Genomic DNA, 18,148 nt, shown 5'->3' with positions numbered 1-18,148 from the left:
AGAGTTCAGTTGTTTAGGTCCATAATTGATCACACAGCCTTGTATCCTCTGGTATGTCATGCTAGCCACCCCAAGGACACATGTGCGGTCGAGGGGAATTTTGCCGTACATGCCAAATTTAACCGTGAACCGGGAACACTATTATGAGTGATAATCAGGAAGCTCAGGCACAAGCACCAGCTCCAGGCATGAACATTCTTGCCCAGTACATTAAGGATTTGTCTTTCGAGAACCCAAATTCTCCCAAGTCCCTTCAGCCAGGTGAGCAGCCAAAGCTGGACATCAACGTAAACGTTGGTGCAAATCCTCTGTCTGACGACCAGTTTGAAGTTGTTCTGACCCTGAATGCGAAAGCCAACACTGCTGAGCAGGTTATGTTCGCTGTTGAGCTTATCTACGCTGGCGTGTTCCAGATCACCAACGTTCCTAAAGAACACATGCATCCATTCATTCTCATCGAATGCCCACGCATGCTGTTCCCATTTGCACGCAACATTCTGGCTGACACCACCCGCAACGGCGGTTTCCCGCCACTGATGCTGGACCCAATCGACTTTGCCGCTCTGTACCGTCAGAACCTGGCACGCATGGCGAACCAGCAGCAGGAAGGCCAGCAGCCTAACTAATTCTTTCTCACTTTCGAGAAGCAGAAAACCGCGCTCCATCCAGCGCGGTTTTTTGTTTTCTGCTCGAATTTGCGGCAATCAAATAGCATTTTTTAAAAGAAACTTCCCTAAGGTCACCTCAAAACAAATTGGAACGATAGAGGTGTCCCTTGAAGCCTTTCCTCGCTGCCCTGGCCGCGGTCCCCCTGCTCACGACGTCATTTGCCAGCGCAGACACACTTGCCGGAACAAAATGGCGCCCTCTCAATTATTCAGCACAGTCCACGACCGGCAACCTTGCAATTGACGAGAACCACCTGATCTTCAGTGATCGAGAGCATCTTCCGATCAGCGCGGTGGGCGACCGAACCTCATCTATCTACAAGTTCACCGAGGCTGCTTCACTGCGCTTCACAGGCGGACGAACCTTCTGCGCAAATGGCGTAAACACCGGCTATCTTCAGATCAATCTGAGAAAGATCGAAGATCAGGAAACGCTTGAGCTGCTCGTTTTTCGAGGACCAAAACCGCCAGATCCCGCTGAGACCAGTGAAACTCAGCGAGACCTATGCTCAACTTACCTCTATGTTCGCTAAGCGTTACGCCAACGCTGCTTCAATTTCGCGGCAGATGGCTTGTGCGGCCGCGCGGCGGTCTGCCGCTTTCAGGATTGGCCGACCGACCACCAGATAATCCGCGCCCGCCGTTACGGCATCACCAGGCGTCATGATCCGTTTCTGATCACCGGCATCGGCTCCAGCAGGACGCACCCCCGGTGTGATGATGGCAAGGCTATCGCCCACAGCAGCGCGCATGGCGGCTGCTTCGACAGGTGAACACACAATCCCGCCCATGCCGGTTGCGCTGGCTTGTTTGGCGCGAGCTTCCACCAGATCCGCGATGGGGCCAACATATCCCGCGTCGCCAATATCGCGCTCATCCATAGAGGTCAGAACAGTTACCCCAAGCAGGCAAAGATCCTTGTTGCCAACCTCTGCAAGCGCATCCACCGCCGCGCGCATGGTCTTTGGGTAGGCATGAAGCGTCATGAACTTCATACCCATCTTGGCCACGTTCTTCACCGCACTTGCGATGGTGTTGTCGATGTCGAGCAGCTTTACATCCAGAAAGATGGAGTGTCCTTCGCGCGCTAGTTCTTCGGCAAAGGTCAGACCGCCGGCGAACTGAAGCTGCATGCCGATCTTGTAAGTACCTACGGCGCCTTTCGTTTCGTCGACAATGGCTCGCGCCTCCTCCACCGTCGGGACGTCCAGAGCGAGGATCAGGCGATCCCGTGCAGTTGTAGGTTTGAAAGACATGAAGGGCTCCGCAGCTTGAGGCTAGATAAACGGCTGAGGTCGTATCACCTAAACCGCCAAAATACTAGGCCCAACAGGCGCATGGCGAACCAAAACGCCAATTGAGAAAGCCGAAACGATCTTTTTCATTTTCGGGTATTTTCACAATACAATCAGCCTGCTAAAACGGCCCGTCTCTTGCTGACCTTCAACCAGACTAGTTTGCCATATAAGCTGAGCTACAACACGAGGATGAGCCATGCGCCAGGCGACCATTACGCGCAAGACAAAAGAAACCGATGTGAGCGTTTCTGTGAATCTTGATGGCACCGGCACCTACGACATCGACACCGGCGTGGGTTTCTTTGACCACATGCTGGAGCAGCTCTCCCGACATTCTTTGGTCGATATCACCATTCGCGCCAAGGGTGATACCCATATCGATGATCATCACACCACTGAAGATGTGGGCATTGCGCTCGGCCAGGCCTTCAAGCAAGCACTTGGCGACATGAGCGGCATCACCCGGTATGCAGACACGCATCTGGCAATGGACGAAGCTTTGACTCGTTGCGCGCTGGACGTTTCCGGACGCCCTTTCCTTGTCTGGCAAGTGGAGTTTCCGAAAGACAAGATCGGAAGCTACGACACTGAGCTGTTTGAAGAATTCTTCCGCGCGTTTGCGATGAATGCAGGCTTCACTTTGCATCTCGCTACGCTCTACGGTACAAACAGTCATCATATCGCTGAAACCTGTTTTAAAGCTGTCGCTCGAACCATGCGAACAGCTATGGAGCTTGATCCACGACAGGCCGGGCGCGTACCAACCACCAAGGGTCAGCTGGGCGGCTGACAGCCAAAGCGGGGAGTGTGAGACGTGGCGACCTATGTTGTTATGGCACCGCCCGAGGTGACAGCAGAAAAGCTGACCGAGGCTGACGCACAGCGCATTACATTTGTCAAAGATGGCTTCTCATGGGGCGCTCTTCTGATCCCAATCATCTGGCTTTTGTACAACCGCATGTGGCTGGCTTTTTTGGGTTATCTGGTAGCAGTAGCCGCCATCCAAATTGCTGCGGACTCCGTCGGGGGCGCAGCACCCGGAGTTTTTGCCATTGGCTTTGCGCTTTTGTTTGCCATAGAGGGCAGCGCCTTGAGGGTCTGGAGCCTTGAACGCAAGAACTGGCAGACATTGGGCATCATAAGTGCCCGAAACCGGGACGAGGCCGAGGTGCGTTTCTTTGATTTCTGGCTCAATGACGTTGGCGCACCGGTCAATGCAACGCCATCGCCTGCGCATGGGGCAACTGCACCCCGGTTCAGTGAGCATAGTGTTGTTGGCCTGACCTTGAACGACTAACCAAAAAAAATTTAAGAGCTTTTGTAGAAGGAGTACGCTTGATGAGCGTCGCAATCATCGACTATGGATCAGGTAATCTTCGCTCCGCCGCCAAGGCGTTTGAGCGAGTAGCCCATGGTCATGCGCACGCCCATCATGTTCATGTGACTTCTGATCCAGACGTAGTTGCCAAGGCAGACCGAATTGTTCTCCCGGGTGTAGGTGCCTTTGCTGATTGCCGCCGAGGCCTTCAAGCTGTGTCCGGCATGGAAGAAGCACTGCAAGAAGCTGTAGTTGGTAAAGGCCGTCCGTTCTTTGGCATTTGCGTTGGCATGCAGCTTCTGGCGGAGCGCGGTCTGGAGTTTGAAACCAGTGACGGCCTTGGCTGGATTCAGGGAGATGTTTCGGCCATGGAAGTTCAGGGGGACAGCCTGAAGATCCCGCATATGGGTTGGAACACAATCGACGTACGCGATGGCAGTCATCCAGTACTGGATGGCATTGCCACCGGCCCGGATGGGCTTCACGCCTACTTCGTGCACTCCTACCATTTTGCTGTGGCGCGTCAGGAAGATCGTATCGCAAGCTTTGATTATGGCGGCACTTTCACAGCGATGGTTGGCCGCGACAATATGATCGGGACACAGTTCCACCCGGAAAAGAGCCAGAAGCTGGGCTTGCAGCTGATTTCCAATTTCCTGAGCTGGGCGCCATAAACGGCCGCCGCCAGACAACAACAAGGTCCAGAGGACAGCACGATGATCATTTTTCCCGCAATCGACCTCAAAGAAGGTCAATGCGTTCGCCTGAAGCTGGGTGACATGGCGCAGGCAACCGTGTTTAACGACAGCCCCGCCGCTCAAGCGAAAGCCTTTCAAGATCAGGGCTTTGAATGGCTGCATGTGGTGGATCTGGATGGCGCTTTCGCTGGCGAAAGCCGCAATGGCGACGCCGTAGACGCCATTCTTTCTGCAACGACCAATCCTGTGCAGCTGGGTGGCGGCATCCGCACCATGAAACACATCGATAGCTGGCTAGCCAAGGGCATTGCCCGCGTGATCCTTGGGACAGTCGCGCTGCGCGACCCTGATCTGGTGCGTGAAGCCTGCAAGAAGTATCCAGATCGGATCGCTGTGGGCATTGACGCGAAGGGCGGCAAGGTCGCCGTTGAGGGCTGGGCGGAAACCTCCGAACTCACCGTCATTGAATTGGCAAAGCAGTTTGAAGACGCGGGCGTTGCGGCAATCATTTACACCGACATTGATCGGGACGGAGTGCTGAAGGGCCTGAATATTCCTTCTACACTGGAACTGGCCAACGCCGTCTCCATTCCGGTGATCGCATCCGGTGGCCTGGCAGGCATCGAAGACATCGAGCGCCTGATCCAACCAGACTGCGATATTCTGGAGGGAGCGATTTCCGGTCGTGCGCTTTATGACGGCCGCCTTGATCCGAAAGAAGCCCTCGATCTCATCCGAAAGAGCCGGGAGGATCTGGCATGACGCTGAAGGCCCGCATCATTCCATGTCTGGATGTCAAGGACGGCCGTGTGGTGAAAGGCGTCAATTTTGTTGACCTCATCGACGCGGGCGATCCGGTTGAGGCCGCAAAAGCCTACGATGCCGCTGGCGCAGATGAGCTGACCTTTCTGGATATTACCGCGTCCAGTGACAACCGCGACACAATCTATGACGTGGTACAGCGCACCGCAGAAGCGTGCTTCATGCCGGTGACCGTTGGCGGCGGTGTGCGCACCGTGGAAGACATTCGCAAGCTGCTTAACGCAGGTGCTGACAAGGTTTCCATCAACACCGCAGCGGTCAAAAACCCTGAGTTTATTCGCGAGGCCGCAGAAAAATTCGGCAGCCAGTGCATTGTGGTTTCCATCGATGCCAAGAAGGTGTCGGCTGACGGTGAAGAAGATCGGTTCGAGATTTTCACGCACGGAGGCCGAACCCCGACAGGTATCGACGCCATCGCGTTTGCCAAAAGGGCTGTTGAACTGGGTGCTGGTGAGTTACTCGTCACGTCTATGGACCGGGACGGCACGAAAGAGGGCTATAACATCCCACTGACCCGCGCCATTGCTGACGCGGTGACTGTGCCGGTGATTGCCTCGGGCGGTGTAGGCACTCTTGATCATCTCGTTGAAGGCGTCAGGGACGGACATGCCACGGCAGTGCTTGCAGCATCAATCTTCCATTTTGGAACCTACTCCATTCAGGAAGCCAAGGCACACATGGCCAAAGCCGGCGTGCCGATGCGGCTTGATCCATAATCGAGTGTAGTAAATGGAACGAACTAGGCTATCCCTATGACTAGATTTACCCTGGAAGACCTCGAAGCTATTGTGGATCAGCGCGCGACGAGTGATGACGAGCTTTCATACACCCGGAAGTTGATCGGCAAAGGCGTTGCAAAATGCGCTCAGAAGGTCGGGGAAGAAGCGGTTGAAGCTGCCATTGCAGCGGTAAAACCGGACAAACAGGAATTAACGGGCGAGGCTGCTGATTTGCTGTACCATCTGCTGGTCCTTCTAAAGGTCAGCGATGTGCCGCTCGCTGACGTGATGGCTACTTTGCAGTCTCGCACAGCGCAGACAGGTTTGCAGGAAAAGGCCTCTAGAGCCAGCGACTGATCCTCTGTGAAACGGAACGGCCAGTTGCATCAGCTGATGGCAATGCAGTGATGAACCAAGACTTAAGCAACGTATCCGAGCTGGATCTTTCTCCCTATTCCGTCTTTAGCGAGTCGGAGTGGGCAAAGCTGCGCGCGGATACGCCAATGACGTTGACAGCGGACGACATCAAAGATGTTCAAAGTTTGAATGACTATGTGTCGATCGAACAGGTAGAAACCATTTATCTGCCGCTTTCCCGTCTGCTCGCGTATTACGTCGAAGCCACGCAAAAACTGCACCGTGCGACCAAGCGTTTTCTTGGCACCAACGGCCGCAAAACACCGTTCATCATCGGGGTGGCGGGCTCTGTTGCCGTTGGCAAGTCCACGACCGCACGTCTTATTCAGGCATTGATGCGTCGCTGGCCTCAAAGCCCAAAAGTAGACCTTCTGACCACGGATGGTTTCCTGTTCCCGAACGCGGTGCTTGAGAGCGAAGGCCTGATGCGGCGCAAGGGGTTCCCGGAAAGCTATGACCGACCTGCTCTCCTGAAGTTCCTGACAGACCTGAAAGCCGGCAAATCATCGGTGCAAGCACCAGTCTACTCGCACTTTTTCTATGACGTGATGCCCGGCCAGTACATCACGGTGGATCAGCCTGACATCCTGATCGTCGAGGGCTTGAATGTTCTGCAGACCACAGCACTCTCCCGCGGCGCGAAGGCTGTTCCGTTCGTTTCGGACTTCTTTGACTTCTCGGTCTATATTGATGCGGAAGAAGCAGCACTGCAGCGCTGGTACCTTCAACGCTTCATGCGCCTGCGGGAAACAGCCTTTCAGGACCCAGACTCTTACTTCCACAAGTTCTCAAAGGTCACAGATGAAGAAGCACAAGCCATCGCAAAGGACCTCTGGCAGAACATCAATTTACAGAACCTGCGGCAGAACATTCTGCCGTCCCGGCCTCGGGCGGATCTGATCATCACCAAGGGTGCAGAACACCGGATTACTTCGGTCGCCCTGCGAAAGATTTGATCGCTCTATCCGGACCGATGAAAAAGGCGCCCCAACGGAGGCGCCTTTCTGATTTCTAGCCTGCAAGCTCTGCCAGCATGCTGGCGGCAACCGAGAACTTGGAAACAGTCAGATCCTTCTCAAGGATTTCCTGAACTGCGACCTTCGTGCGGTCCACCTTCGTCTTGCGCTCATCCAGCCAACCACCAACGCCGTCTGGGTGGACAATAGCTTGTGCGGTCAACTCGCGGTGGGCTTCGGCCAGGATTGAACGGGCCCGGTCCAGAGCAAGTCCGTCGTAATAGTCACGAATATCGAACTCACGGGCCAGCTCATCGATACGGCTGAAGCTGAACTCATTGGCGATATGGAAGAAGCATGCAGCCACATCTGTAGTCTGCTTGCCGGTCTTTTCAGCCACCAATACGATATCCGGGATCATCACTTCACCGGGCAGGCGTGCAATGCGCCCTGCGATCATGACCGGAACTCCTGCCATCACCAGACGCTCCGTTTCCTCTGTAAGGGACTTGGCGTCGTTTTCCGGCAGGAAGGTTTCAAGGCGTGGAGACAAGGTTTCAACGTTGTCCTTGAACCGCTTGACAGCAGCCTCGATGCCATCGGCAAAGGAAACATTGCGCAGGAACCACAGAACCTGACCATGGAACAGGTTTTGAATGGCCAGATAAAGTTCAAGCTGCAACTCGCCTGGAATGATGGTGTCGAGTGCGTTGATCTCCTCGTTCAACTCAGTCAGCCCATAGGCATCACGAACTGCTGCGAATGCCATGGCAAGATCCGCTTCAGTTGAACCAGACTTGTCGACCAGGCGGGTCACGAAAGTTGGACCGCCCCGATTGATGATGGAGTTGGCCAGCATGGTTGCGATGATTTCGCGGCGCAGACGATGACCCTCGATTTCGTCAGCGTACGCCTCTCGCATCTGCTCAGGGAAATATCGATACAGCTCTTTAGCCAGATAAGCGTCATCAGGTACCGAACTTTCAAGCAACTTGTCGTAAAGCGTCAGCTTGGCATAGGCCAGCAGCACTCCAATCTCTGGACGAGACAGACCCTCGCCCTGCTTCACGCGTTCCTCAATCGTCAAATCATCCGGCAGATCCTCAACAGCCCGGTCGAGCAAGTCCTGGCTTTCGAGCTGGCGCATGAGACGCACCTGATAGCCGGTATCTTCAAGCCCGCGAAGTTCCGTCAGCGATATGGCGAGCGTCTGCAGATAGTTGTTCCGCAAGACCAGAGACGCTACGTTGTCGGTCATACTCGCCAGCAGCTCATTACGGCTTTCTGTATTGAGCTTTCCGGATTTCACAGCCGAGCCCAGCGCAATCTTGATGTTCACCTCAACGTCCGAGGAGTTCACGCCTGCGGAGTTGTCGATGGCATCGGAGTTACACCGGCCACCTCTTCGGGCAAACTCGATGCGTGCCTTCTGGGTAATGCCGAGGTTCGCCCCCTCTCCAATGACCTTTACGCGAAGATCAGAGGCCGTAACACGGATGGCATCGTTCGCACGATCGCCCACGGAGGCGTCCGTCTCGGAGTTTGCACGCACGTATGTGCCGATGCCGCCGAACCACAGAAGGTCAGCTTCCATCTTCAAGATGGCTGTCATGAGTTCTTGCGGCGAACATTTGGCCTTGTTCAGCCCCAGCAACTTTTGGATCTGTATGGAAAGCTCAATGGATTTTGCTGAGCGGGGGAAGATGCCACCTCCCTCGGAGATCAAAGACTTGTCATAGTCCTGCCAAGAGGAGCGCCCCAAATCAAAGATGCGTTTGCGCTCTGACCAACTGGCGGCTGGATCCGGATTCGGGTCAATGAAAATGTCGCGGTGGTCGAACGCCGCGACCAGACGTGTTGCCTTGGAAAGCAACATTCCGTTTCCGAAGACATCACCTGACATGTCGCCCACACCGCAAACGGTGAATGGCTCCTTCTGAATATCGCGGTCCATTTCGCGGAAATGGCGCTTCACGGCTTCCCAGCCACCGCGTGCCGTGATGCCCATCTTCTTGTGATCATAGCCCGCAGAGCCACCGGAAGCAAAGGCATCCCCCAACCAGAACTGACGCCCCTCGGACAGGCTGTTTGCTGTGTCTGAGAAAGTCGCGGTGCCCTTGTCCGCAGCCACCACAAGATACGGATCATCGGCGTCATGGCGAACCACTTCCTTAGGCGGAGAAATAACATCTCCATCCAGATTGTCCGTCACATCGAGGAGGGATGAAATGAAGATCTTGTAGGCTTCCGTGCCCTCCTTGAAGATTTCATCGCGAGTGCCAGCTTTGGGAAGCTGCTTCGGCAAGAAGCCGCCTTTGGCGCCTACCGGAACAATAACTGCATTTTTAACCTGCTGTGCTTTCACAAGACCCAACACCTCGGTGCGGAAGTCCTGAGCGCGGTCTGACCAGCGCAAGCCGCCTCGTGCAACGGTGCCGAAACGCATGTGAACGCCTTCAACCCGCGGGCTGTAAACGAACATTTCGCGGTAAGGCAACGGCTTCGGCAGTTCTTCCAGCATGTGCGGTGCCAGCTTGAAGGCGAACGTACCTTTAGGCATTCCCTTGTCGTCGAGCTGGTAGAAGTTGGTGCGCAGCAAACCCTCAATCAGGTTCTTGAACCGGCGAATGATCCGATCGTCATCCAAGCTGTCAACGCCATCCAGCGCTGCCATGATGCGTTCATCAATTTTCGCCGCCGCTGTGCTGCGGTCACCTTCGCTGATGCCCGGGTTGAAACGCGTATGGAAGTACTCAAGCAGGTCTCTGGAGATCTCTGGATAGCGGTTCAGTGCGCCCCACATGTAGTCCTCGGAATAGAGGATACCTGCCTGACGCAAATACCGGGACAAAGCGCGCAGCACGGCGATATCCCGCCATGCAAGGCTCGCCTTAAGAGCCAGAGCGTTATAGCCATCGCTCTCTGCTTGACCATTCCAAACGGCCAGAAACAATGCGCCCAGCCGCTCAATATCGGCATTGGTAAGATCGTGCGCATCATCCCCTTCGACCTGTAACGTCGTATCGTGCAGATAGCGCATTGGCTTGCCATTTGGGTTTATGCGGTAGGTTCGCTCGTTGATGACCCGAAAGCCCATATTTTCAAGCAGCGGAACCCGCGTTGAAAGGGCAAGTGGGGATTCGCTGTGATACGTGCGCAGAGAAAGCTGACGACTGGAGGACGCCTCGCGCTTGTAGAACTTGATCAGCAGGGGACGGGCCGATGTGATCTTCTCCATATGGCGGATATCATCAAGCGCCATATGCGGAGAGGTGACCGCCGAGTAACTGCCGTCAAACGCACTGCTGTAGCGTTTGAGAAGGGAACGGGCCACAGAAGGTTCATGGCTGTCGTTAAGCGCATCAGCCAGCAGATCCTGCCAAGAGCTGATGATCTCTTCGACCGCTTCTTCAAGGTCTTTCTGCTGCGGGTTTGGCGTTTCACCACTGTCGCGTCCAATAATGTAGTGCACGCGAACCAACGGTCCTTCCGGATACGAAATGTACCATGCAGAGATGCGGCCGTCGAAAGCTTCGGCCATGTAGGCGCCAACGCGTTCCCGTATTTGAGTCGTGAAACGATCTCGCGGGATAAACGTCAGGATGGAGGCGAAGCGCTCGAACTTGTCTCGACGTGACAAAACACGAACGCGAGGGCGTTCGCCGAGCTGCAGAATCGCTTTTGAAAACTCGTAGAGAGTTTCCGCATCAATCTGGAACAGGTCATCACGGGGATATTCTTCCAGCACGTTTCTTAGTGCGCGGCCACTGTGACTTTCGGGATCGAAGCCATGCATCCGCATGACCTGCGCCACTTTTTGGCGGATGTATGGTATCGAAGAGGTGGAGCGGGTGTACGCGGTGGAGGTGAACAAGCCCACGATGCGCAGCTCGCCAGTGAGTACGCCGTTTTCGTCAAAAAGCTTTACGCCGATGTAGTCCATGTGAACGGGACGGTGCACGCGGCTCTTCACATTGGCCTTGGCGATGATCAGCGGCTCTGGCTTGAGCAGGAAATCGCGAATTTCAGGTGTCATCACGACAAACTCGGAGCCACGTCGCAACACGCGAACATCCGGATCGGCCAGCAATCCCAAACCGGTGCCCTGAATAAACTCAAGATCGCCCTTTTCTACACCACCTTCGAAAATGAACTCACGCATGCCGAGCAGCGTGAAGTTATCTGCTGCCATCCATTCAAGGAACTGAATCGCTTCATCCAGCTGGGCCTTGGAATAAGGCGTGCGGGTATTGGTGTAAGCTTCAATCGCCTGCTGCAACCGGGCACGCATCGGCTGCCAGTCGTTCACGGCGCAGCGCACATCGTCCATGATCAGACGCAGGGCGGCGGTCAAGTCATCGCGCTGTTGGTCCGTGTCGAGGCGAGGAACGTGAATGTGGATGAAGCTTTCACGCCGAACCGCATCTCCGCTTGGTCCAACCGACCCATGAAATTCTTGAAGGTTTCCGTCCGCATCGCGCTCTACCGTAAACAACGGATGCAACACGAGCTGCGGGTCGTAGCCGTTTACGGTCAGGTGGCCCATCACTGACGAAACGAGAAACGGCATATTGTCGTTCAAAATTTCAACGACAGTCACATTCTCGAGCCGGGAACCCTTCGGCGCTTGCGGATTAAACACGCTGATCCGCTGGAGGCCTTTGGGGTGGCTTTGAAAGTCCTCCCACGCCACGTTGACGAGCGCGGACAGATCTTCGGAAGTGTAGTGTGCCAGATCTTCTGCATCTGCGAGTTTGAATAGATCGCTGGCAAACCTGGCCAGCGCGTCGTTCTCGTTCTTCAGCAGCTTGCAGGTGCTATCAATAAGGGTTTCTTTTGTTAGCGTCATGGCATCGGACATGTTTGGGCCTCTCGTCCGGTTTAGGGGAGACAAACATGGCTCGGCTTTGCCAACAGAATTCCAAGAGCCGGATCGTGCGCACGTTTGTCCAACTGGTGCCTTAAGGTGGGCGCGGTATCGAACACTATCAAGCGACAGACCTTTGACTTTTATGAGATTCTGCCTCGAAAAGTCCGCTGCCTGATCCTGCGAAGCTACCTCAGACGCCCACGGCAAACCACTCTAACGCAGACTGCGATGTAAGTTGATCACCGTATTTTTTGCTTGAGACGCACTCAACGCCCACTTGAGGACAGAGCGCTACCTTTTCGAGCCCGCTTATAGGACAATTCAAATTGTGACATTTTGGGCGTTTAAGTGTAAAAGGCTCGGCAATTCAATGTTTACGAGCCAAGGAGTTAGGTCGTCATGACAGCGCGTGTATTTATCGACGGAGAAGCCGGAACAACGGGTCTGCAGATCCGCGAGCGTCTGGCCGGCCGCCGTGACATCGAGCTGATCAGCATCGACCCTGCACGCCGTAAGGAACTCTCCGCTCGTGCCGAGCTCCTGAATGCGGCAGATGTTGCCATCCTTTGCCTTCCAGACGACGCTGCGAAGGAAAGTGTGAGCCTGATCGAGAACTCAAAGACCAAGGTCATTGATGCCTCGACAGCGCATCGCGTGGACCCTGAATGGAACTACGGCTTTGCTGAAATGGCAAAGGGCCAAAAGCAAGCTATTGCTGAAGGACGCTTTGTTTCAAATCCAGGCTGCTATCCTCAGGGCTTGATTGCCACGGTGCGGCCGCTTGTTGAAGGTGGTCTGATCCCTGCAGACTTCCCCCTCACCATGAACGCCATCTCTGGGTATTCGGGTGGCGGGCGGCAAATGATTGAAACCTATGAAAGTGAGGCGCAGCCAGCGCCTTACATGCCCTATGCGCTTGGCTTCAATCACAAGCATCTGCCGGAAATGCAGCTGAATGCAAAACTGGATGTGGCGCCACTGTTCCAACCGGCTGTTGGCAACTACGCGCAAGGCATGGTGACCTGCGTTCCTTTGCAACTGAGCGCATTGAAGAGCGCCCCTAGTGGCAAGACCCTTCACGAAGCCATCTCTGATTACTACGCAGATTCAGAGGGTTTTGTGGAAGTTGCGCCATTTGAGGCTGTGCAGAAAGTTCCTGAACTTAACCCCGAAACCTTTAACGGCACCAACACAATGCGCCTTTACGTCTTTGCTAATGACGACCGCGCGCAGGCTGTGTTGATGGCGGTTTATGACAATCTGGGCAAGGGCGCTTCGGGCGCTGCTGTCCAGAACCTTAATCTGATGCTGGGCATCGATCAAAAAAGCGGTCTGACTGTCGACTGACGGCAGAACCAAAAGAACCAGAGTTTCGAGGAGAACCTGCTCGTGGAAAAGTTCACTAAATTAACTGGGGTTGCGGCTCCGCTGCCATTGGTCAACATCGACACCGATATGATCATCCCGAAGCAGTTTCTGAAGACCATTAAACGCACCGGCCTTGGAACTGCGCTGTTTCACGAAATGCGCACACATGAGGATGGCTCCGAAAACGCTGAGTTCGTTCTGAACAAACCGGGCTACCGCGAAGCACAGATCCTTGTGGCAGGCGACAACTTTGGTTGCGGCTCGTCCCGCGAGCACGCCCCATGGGCCTTGCTGGATTTCGGTATCCGCGTTGTTATCTCCACTTCATTCGCGGACATCTTTTACAACAACTGCTTCAAAAACGGCATTTTGCCGATCGTGGTTTCCGAAGCAGAACTGGAAAAGCTTCTCGATGACGCAAACCGCGGAGCCAATGCAACGCTGACGGTCGACCTTGAAGTACAAAAGATTCACGGCCCGGACGGCGGCGAAATCAGCTTTGAGATTGATGAGTTCCGTAAGCACTGCCTGCTGAACGGCCTTGACGATATCGGCCTCACTCTTGAGAAGACCGCCCATATCGATGCTCACGAGGAAGAAAAAGCCAAGACCCATCCTTGGCACTAGGGTCCGTCGGCATAAACAAGTTAAAGCCCCTGCCACTGGTTGGGGCTTTTTGTTTATGACTTGATGAAAAGGTGCTTGTTTTACTCGCCACTTCCTGACAGATGCCTACAGGGGCATCCACCTCATGCCGACAATTTACAAGACCTACTCGCCTTTGGAGCGTTTGGCTTTTTCTTGTAAGCGTTGCTGATCGATGCGTTCCGCATAGTCCAAACGGGATCCGACACGTTTCAGCGCTTCTGTTGTTGCGGCAAAGCGTTCACTACGGGTCTTGAGGAGCTCAACAGCAATCTCAGGAAACTCAGAGAGCATACGGGCGAACAACGCCCGGCGAATGCGGATCAGAGTGCAATCTTCCAGAGCTACAGCACGCACGGGACGGAACCCCTCGGCTAGCAGCGCGCTTTCACCCAGAAGTGTGCCTTCTCCATAGGTCCCATGCTGAACCGCTTGATCGCCCATGCCTGTTTCGAGGCGCACTGAGCCTTCTGCGATAACAATACCGCCTTCTGCGCGCTCTCCCTCTTCGAAGATCGCACGACCTTTGGGAACGGATACCGACTCAGCACTAAAGGCCAGCAGACGAAGCTGGTCATCCGAGAAAGTCGACAACATGGGCACGCGTCGCAAGACGCTGATATCGCGGGCTAAGCTCATACCTTTGAATTACCGCTGAACGGTTCAAGGCACAAGCTTATATCCACCGGCTTCTGTAACCAACAGCTCAGCATTTGAGGGATCGCGCTCAACCTTTTGACGCAAACGGTAAATATGCGTTTCCAGCGTGTGCGTTGTCACCCCTGAGTTGTAGCCCCACACCTCATGCAGGAGGACGTCTCGGGTGACCGGCTTTTCGCCAGCGCGGTACAGGAACTTCAGGATCGATGTTTCCTTTTCCGTCAGACGCACCTTGGTTCCACCTTCATCCACCATCACCTTGGCTGATGGCTGGAAGGTGTATCGACCGATGGTGAACACGGCATCTTCACTCTGTTCGTGTTGCCGCAAGTGAGCACGAATGCGGGCGAGCAGTACCGCGAACTTGAATGGCTTGGTGACATAATCGTTCGCACCGGCCTCCAGGCCGAGAATAGTGTCGCTATCGCCGTCATGGCCGGTCAGCATGATGATTGGCGCACGAAAATCGCTCTTGCGCAGAAGTTTAACGGCTTCCCGACCGTCAATGTCTGGCAAACCGACGTCCATGATCAACAGATCGAAATGGTCGGCTTTCGCGATTTTAAGGCCTTCTGCAGCAGTGCTCGCCTCAGTGGTTTCAAACTCGTCGTAAAGCGACAGTTGTTCCACCAGAGCCTCGCGCAGGTCGTTGTCGTCATCCACGATCAGGATTTTGCGTGCAGTCATCGGTTCACCTTTGGACTATATTTGCAGTTATACTAACCTGATCACTTTTCAAAAAGCTCGCAAAAATCGATCCTTAAACAAGATTGCGCCATAAAATCTGTTTCACGCGGCGGTGATATGAAGTTTATTCTTGAGCCGTCAAAACCACTGAAGACTGAAGGTCGAGAGTTAGCCCAATGCTCCCTGTTCATTCCTCATCCGGTGCAAACAACAACCAAACCTTGGTTGTGCGCCATGTGGGGCCACTCGCGCATCAAGGCGAACTCTCTGTCGGCGAGTTCACGTTTCCGTGTGCATTGGGGCGTTCAGGTATCAACCGCGACAAGACGGAAGGTGATGGCAGCACGCCTGTCGGGACGTTTGAACTGCTGAATGTCTACTACCGTCCTGACAAAGCCGTGCTGGAGACGACTCACCTGCCCGCCTTTGCGCTCTCACAAAACGATGGCTGGTGTGATGAAGCCGATCATTTAGCCTACAACCGGCCGGTAGAGCTACCCTTTAATGCCAGTCATGAGCGCATGTGGCGAGAAGACCGGCTGTATGATGTGGTCGTGGTATTGGATTGCAACATGTTTCCAGCGGTTCCGGGTAGAGGAAGCGCCATTTTCTTTCACATCGCCCGTGAAGGCTATAAGCCCACAGAGGGCTGTGTTGCTGTGTATCCTGAACACATGAAGCAAATCTTGGCACTGGTAAAACCCGGCGCTCATATGGTAATTGAGGCCTAACGGGGCTCGCGTGCCGTAGCGGCGCAACTACTCTCTGGAAATCCGGCGAGTTTTACTAGATATAGGGCACCTGATTTTCTCTCTGATGCAGTTGGTGGCAGTGTGATGGCGCAAGAGCGCGTTCCCTTTTTGAAGATGAATGGTCTTGGCAACGATTTCGTGGTGTTTGACGCACGACAGTCGCCGCTCAAGCTGTCGCCTGCGCAAATCGCCAGAATCGGCCACAGAGAGACTGGTATCGGCTTTGATCAGATGATTACGGTTGAGCCGTCGCCTGCGGGTGCAACAGCTTTCATGCGCATTCACAATCAGGACGGCAGCCAGGTGGAAGCGTGTGGCAACGCAACCCGCTGTATCGGGCGCCTCTTGATGGGAGAAGCGGGCACACCTCATGTTTCCATTGAAACCATCGCCGGTTTGCTGAACGCTTTTGCCACAGGCGATGAGACTCGCATCAGCGTGGATATGGGAAAGCCAAGGTTCGGCTGGCAAGAGATCCCGCTTTCCGAAGAATTCGCGGACACCCGTGCCATAGAATTGCAGATCGGCCCTATTGATGCGCCGGTCCTGCACAGCCCATCAGTCGTGAACGTGGGCAACCCCCACGCCATCTTCTGGGTTGAAGACGTCAACGGCCATGAACTCGAACGCTTTGGGCCCTTGCTTGAAAACCACCCCATGTTCCCCGAGCGCGCAAACATTTCTTTGGCGCATGTCTTGGCACCCAATGAAATTCGCCTGCGTGTTTGGGAACGCGGCGTCGGGCTCACGGAAGCCTGCGGCACTGCCGCCTGCGCTACCGGCGTTGCCGCCGCACGCCTTAAGAAAACCGGTCGCGAAACGTTGATCCACCTTCCTGGAGGTCCGCTGGAAATCCAGTGGCGGGATGACGATCACATCATGATGACCGGAGACACAATGATTGACTTCGAGGGCCTTCTTGATCTGAACACCCTTGAGTTTGAAAAGACCGCAGCGGGAGACGCGGTTGCGGAGCCAATAAATTGACCATTGATGTAGTAACGTTCGGATGTCGGCTGAATGCCTACGAGTCCGAAGTGATGAAGCGCGAAGCAGAAGCCGCTGGCCTCAAGGACGCCGTGCTCATTAACACCTGTGCTGTGACCAATGAAGCTGTGCGTCAAGCGCGCCAGTCCATTCGTCGTGCCCGCCGCGAAAATCCTGAGGCCAAAATCATCGTTACCGGGTGTGCAGCGCAGACAGAGACCAACACATTTGCCGAGATGGGCGAAGTCGATCTTGTTCTCGGAAACACCGAAAAACTGCAGCGCGCCTCTTATGGCCGTGTCGCTCAGTTTGGTATCGATGACACCGAAAAGGTCATCGTCAACGACATCATGAGCGTGCGCGAAACGGCGGGCCACTTGATTGACGGCCTTGAAGGCCGCGCCCGCGCTTTTGTGCAGGTTCAAAATGGCTGTGATCACCGCTGCACCTTCTGCATCATTCCATATGGCCGTGGCAACTCGCGCTCTGTCCCAATGGGGGTGGTGATTGACCAGATCAAGCGGCTTGTCGATAACGGCTATGGCGAAATCGTTCTGACCGGCGTTGACATCACTTCATACGGCGCTGACCTTCCCGGCACACCAACGCTTGGCTCGCTTTCTGCCAAGATACTCAAGCTGGTTCCTGACCTGAAGCGCCTGCGCCTCTCGTCCATTGACAGCATTGAGGCAGATGAGGCTCTGATGGAGGTGATTGCCTCTGATCAGCGCTTGATGTCTCATTTCCACCTGTCTCTTCAGGCCGGTGACAACATGATCTTGAAGCGCATGAAGCGCCGTCACTCGCGCGAAGACACGATCCAGTTCTGCGAAGATGTGCGGAAAATGCGTCCTGACGTGGTCTTTGGTGCCGACATCATTGCAGGCTTCCCAACTGAGACCGAAGAGATGTTTGAAAACTCTCTGCGGATTGTTGAGGAATGCGGGCTGACACACCTGCATGTTTTCCCGTTTTCTCCCCGCCCCGGCACGCCAGCGGCGCGCATGCCACAGCTGGACCGCGCCCTCATCAAGGAGCGAGCTTCGCGCTTGAGAGCCAAAGGTGAGGAGGCTGTGCTTCACCATCTCAAGTCAGAAGTTGGTAAAGAGCGCTTGGTTTTGCTGGAGAAGGAAGGCCTTGGCCGGACCGAACAGTTCACAGAAGTGGAACTCAACGCGAATGAGCCCGGATCTCTTGTCAAAGCACGGATAACGGGTCATACCCATAGACATCTGATTGCCGAAGTGATTGGTAATCCGCTCTGATTTTGTTTCTTAAGGATT

The 18,148-nt window shown here is 54.7% G+C and carries 18 protein-coding genes; 14 read left to right on the top strand and 4 right to left on the bottom strand.

Going from position 1 to position 18,148, the window contains the following annotated elements; all coding sequences use genetic code 11:
* Window positions 1–143: 143 nt before the first annotated feature.
* Both secB and PUV47_RS07300 read left to right on the top strand, forming a co-directional pair.
* Complete coding sequence (secB, locus tag PUV47_RS07305) at window positions 144–626, top strand: protein-export chaperone SecB (protein ID WP_274217859.1); 483 nt, start codon at window positions 144–146, stop codon at window positions 624–626.
* 149 nt (window positions 627–775) lie between these two features.
* On the top strand, window positions 776–1,201 hold the full coding sequence (locus tag PUV47_RS07300; RefSeq protein WP_274217858.1) for a hypothetical protein: 426 nt from the start codon (window positions 776–778) through the stop codon (window positions 1,199–1,201).
* Between the two features lie 3 nt (window positions 1,202–1,204).
* Here PUV47_RS07300 and pyrF read toward each other — a convergent pair whose 3' ends face one another.
* Entirely contained in the window at window positions 1,205–1,924 is a 720-nt protein-coding gene (gene pyrF, locus PUV47_RS07295; protein WP_274217857.1) for an orotidine-5'-phosphate decarboxylase, read from the bottom strand.
* A gap of 238 nt (window positions 1,925–2,162) precedes the next feature.
* On the opposite strand from pyrF, the gene hisB reads away from it, so the two are divergent.
* From hisB to coaA, 7 genes are read left to right on the top strand one after another with little or no spacing between them, the layout of a single operon-like run.
* Complete coding sequence (gene hisB / locus PUV47_RS07290; protein ID WP_274217856.1) at window positions 2,163–2,756, top strand: imidazoleglycerol-phosphate dehydratase HisB; 594 nt, start codon at window positions 2,163–2,165, stop codon at window positions 2,754–2,756.
* A 24-nt stretch (window positions 2,757–2,780) separates the two neighbouring features.
* Window positions 2,781–3,263, top strand: coding sequence for a DUF2628 domain-containing protein (locus PUV47_RS07285; RefSeq protein ID WP_274217855.1), 483 nt, complete (start codon window positions 2,781–2,783; stop codon window positions 3,261–3,263).
* A 41-nt stretch (window positions 3,264–3,304) separates the two neighbouring features.
* The gene (hisH, locus tag PUV47_RS07280; protein ID WP_274217854.1) at window positions 3,305–3,958 is read left to right on the top strand and encodes an imidazole glycerol phosphate synthase subunit HisH; all 654 of its coding nucleotides are present in this window, start codon (window positions 3,305–3,307) and stop codon (window positions 3,956–3,958) included.
* A gap of 42 nt (window positions 3,959–4,000) precedes the next feature.
* The gene (gene hisA / locus PUV47_RS07275; RefSeq protein ID WP_274217853.1) at window positions 4,001–4,744 is read left to right on the top strand and encodes a 1-(5-phosphoribosyl)-5-[(5-phosphoribosylamino)methylideneamino]imidazole-4-carboxamide isomerase; all 744 of its coding nucleotides are present in this window, start codon (window positions 4,001–4,003) and stop codon (window positions 4,742–4,744) included.
* The gene (hisF, locus tag PUV47_RS07270) at window positions 4,741–5,520 is read left to right on the top strand and encodes an imidazole glycerol phosphate synthase subunit HisF (protein WP_274217852.1); all 780 of its coding nucleotides are present in this window, start codon (window positions 4,741–4,743) and stop codon (window positions 5,518–5,520) included. Before hisA ends, hisF begins: the two co-directional genes overlap by 4 nt.
* A gap of 36 nt (window positions 5,521–5,556) precedes the next feature.
* Window positions 5,557–5,880 carry a phosphoribosyl-ATP diphosphatase gene (locus PUV47_RS07265; RefSeq protein WP_274217851.1) on the top strand — a complete coding sequence of 108 codons (324 nt, stop codon included), beginning with the start codon at window positions 5,557–5,559 and terminating at the stop codon, window positions 5,878–5,880.
* Between the two features lie 50 nt (window positions 5,881–5,930).
* Complete coding sequence (gene coaA, locus PUV47_RS07260; RefSeq protein ID WP_274217850.1) at window positions 5,931–6,896, top strand: type I pantothenate kinase; 966 nt, start codon at window positions 5,931–5,933, stop codon at window positions 6,894–6,896.
* A gap of 55 nt (window positions 6,897–6,951) precedes the next feature.
* Here the strand turns inward: coaA and PUV47_RS07255 are convergent, their stop codons facing one another.
* Window positions 6,952–11,757, bottom strand: a complete 4,806-nt coding sequence (locus PUV47_RS07255) for an NAD-glutamate dehydrogenase (RefSeq protein ID WP_274217849.1) — start codon at window positions 11,755–11,757, stop codon at window positions 6,952–6,954.
* 408 nt (window positions 11,758–12,165) lie between these two features.
* Between PUV47_RS07255 and argC the strand changes: the two genes are divergently transcribed.
* On the top strand, window positions 12,166–13,113 hold the full coding sequence (gene argC / locus PUV47_RS07250; protein WP_274217848.1) for an N-acetyl-gamma-glutamyl-phosphate reductase: 948 nt from the start codon (window positions 12,166–12,168) through the stop codon (window positions 13,111–13,113).
* Between the two features lie 42 nt (window positions 13,114–13,155).
* Complete coding sequence (leuD, locus tag PUV47_RS07245; protein ID WP_274217847.1) at window positions 13,156–13,761, top strand: 3-isopropylmalate dehydratase small subunit; 606 nt, start codon at window positions 13,156–13,158, stop codon at window positions 13,759–13,761.
* Window positions 13,762–13,905: 144 nt separating this feature from the next.
* On the opposite strand, the gene PUV47_RS07240 is transcribed toward leuD, so the two are convergent.
* Together PUV47_RS07240 and PUV47_RS07235 are read right to left on the bottom strand one after the other, a co-directional pair.
* On the bottom strand, window positions 13,906–14,418 hold the full coding sequence (locus tag PUV47_RS07240; RefSeq protein ID WP_274217845.1) for a cyclic nucleotide-binding domain-containing protein: 513 nt from the start codon (window positions 14,416–14,418) through the stop codon (window positions 13,906–13,908).
* A gap of 24 nt (window positions 14,419–14,442) precedes the next feature.
* Window positions 14,443–15,126, bottom strand: a complete 684-nt coding sequence (locus tag PUV47_RS07235) for a response regulator transcription factor (protein WP_274217844.1) — start codon at window positions 15,124–15,126, stop codon at window positions 14,443–14,445.
* Window positions 15,127–15,302: 176 nt separating this feature from the next.
* Between PUV47_RS07235 and PUV47_RS07230 the strand changes: the two genes are divergently transcribed.
* From PUV47_RS07230 to mtaB, 3 genes are all read left to right on the top strand, one after another.
* The gene (locus PUV47_RS07230; protein WP_274217843.1) at window positions 15,303–15,857 is read left to right on the top strand and encodes a L,D-transpeptidase family protein; all 555 of its coding nucleotides are present in this window, start codon (window positions 15,303–15,305) and stop codon (window positions 15,855–15,857) included.
* A 105-nt stretch (window positions 15,858–15,962) separates the two neighbouring features.
* The gene (gene dapF, locus PUV47_RS07225) at window positions 15,963–16,865 is read left to right on the top strand and encodes a diaminopimelate epimerase (protein ID WP_274217842.1); all 903 of its coding nucleotides are present in this window, start codon (window positions 15,963–15,965) and stop codon (window positions 16,863–16,865) included.
* Entirely contained in the window at window positions 16,862–18,130 is a 1,269-nt protein-coding gene (mtaB, locus tag PUV47_RS07220; protein ID WP_274217841.1) for a tRNA (N(6)-L-threonylcarbamoyladenosine(37)-C(2))-methylthiotransferase MtaB, read from the top strand. Before dapF ends, mtaB begins: the two co-directional genes overlap by 4 nt.
* Window positions 18,131–18,148: the final 18 nt, after the last annotated feature.

This window comes from Pseudovibrio exalbescens, from assembly GCF_028737195.1.
Lineage (GTDB): Bacteria > Pseudomonadota > Alphaproteobacteria > Rhizobiales > Stappiaceae > Pseudovibrio > Pseudovibrio zosterae.
The sequence above is the reverse complement of the archived record's forward strand: the minus strand, read 5'-3'. Positions and strand labels throughout refer to the sequence as shown.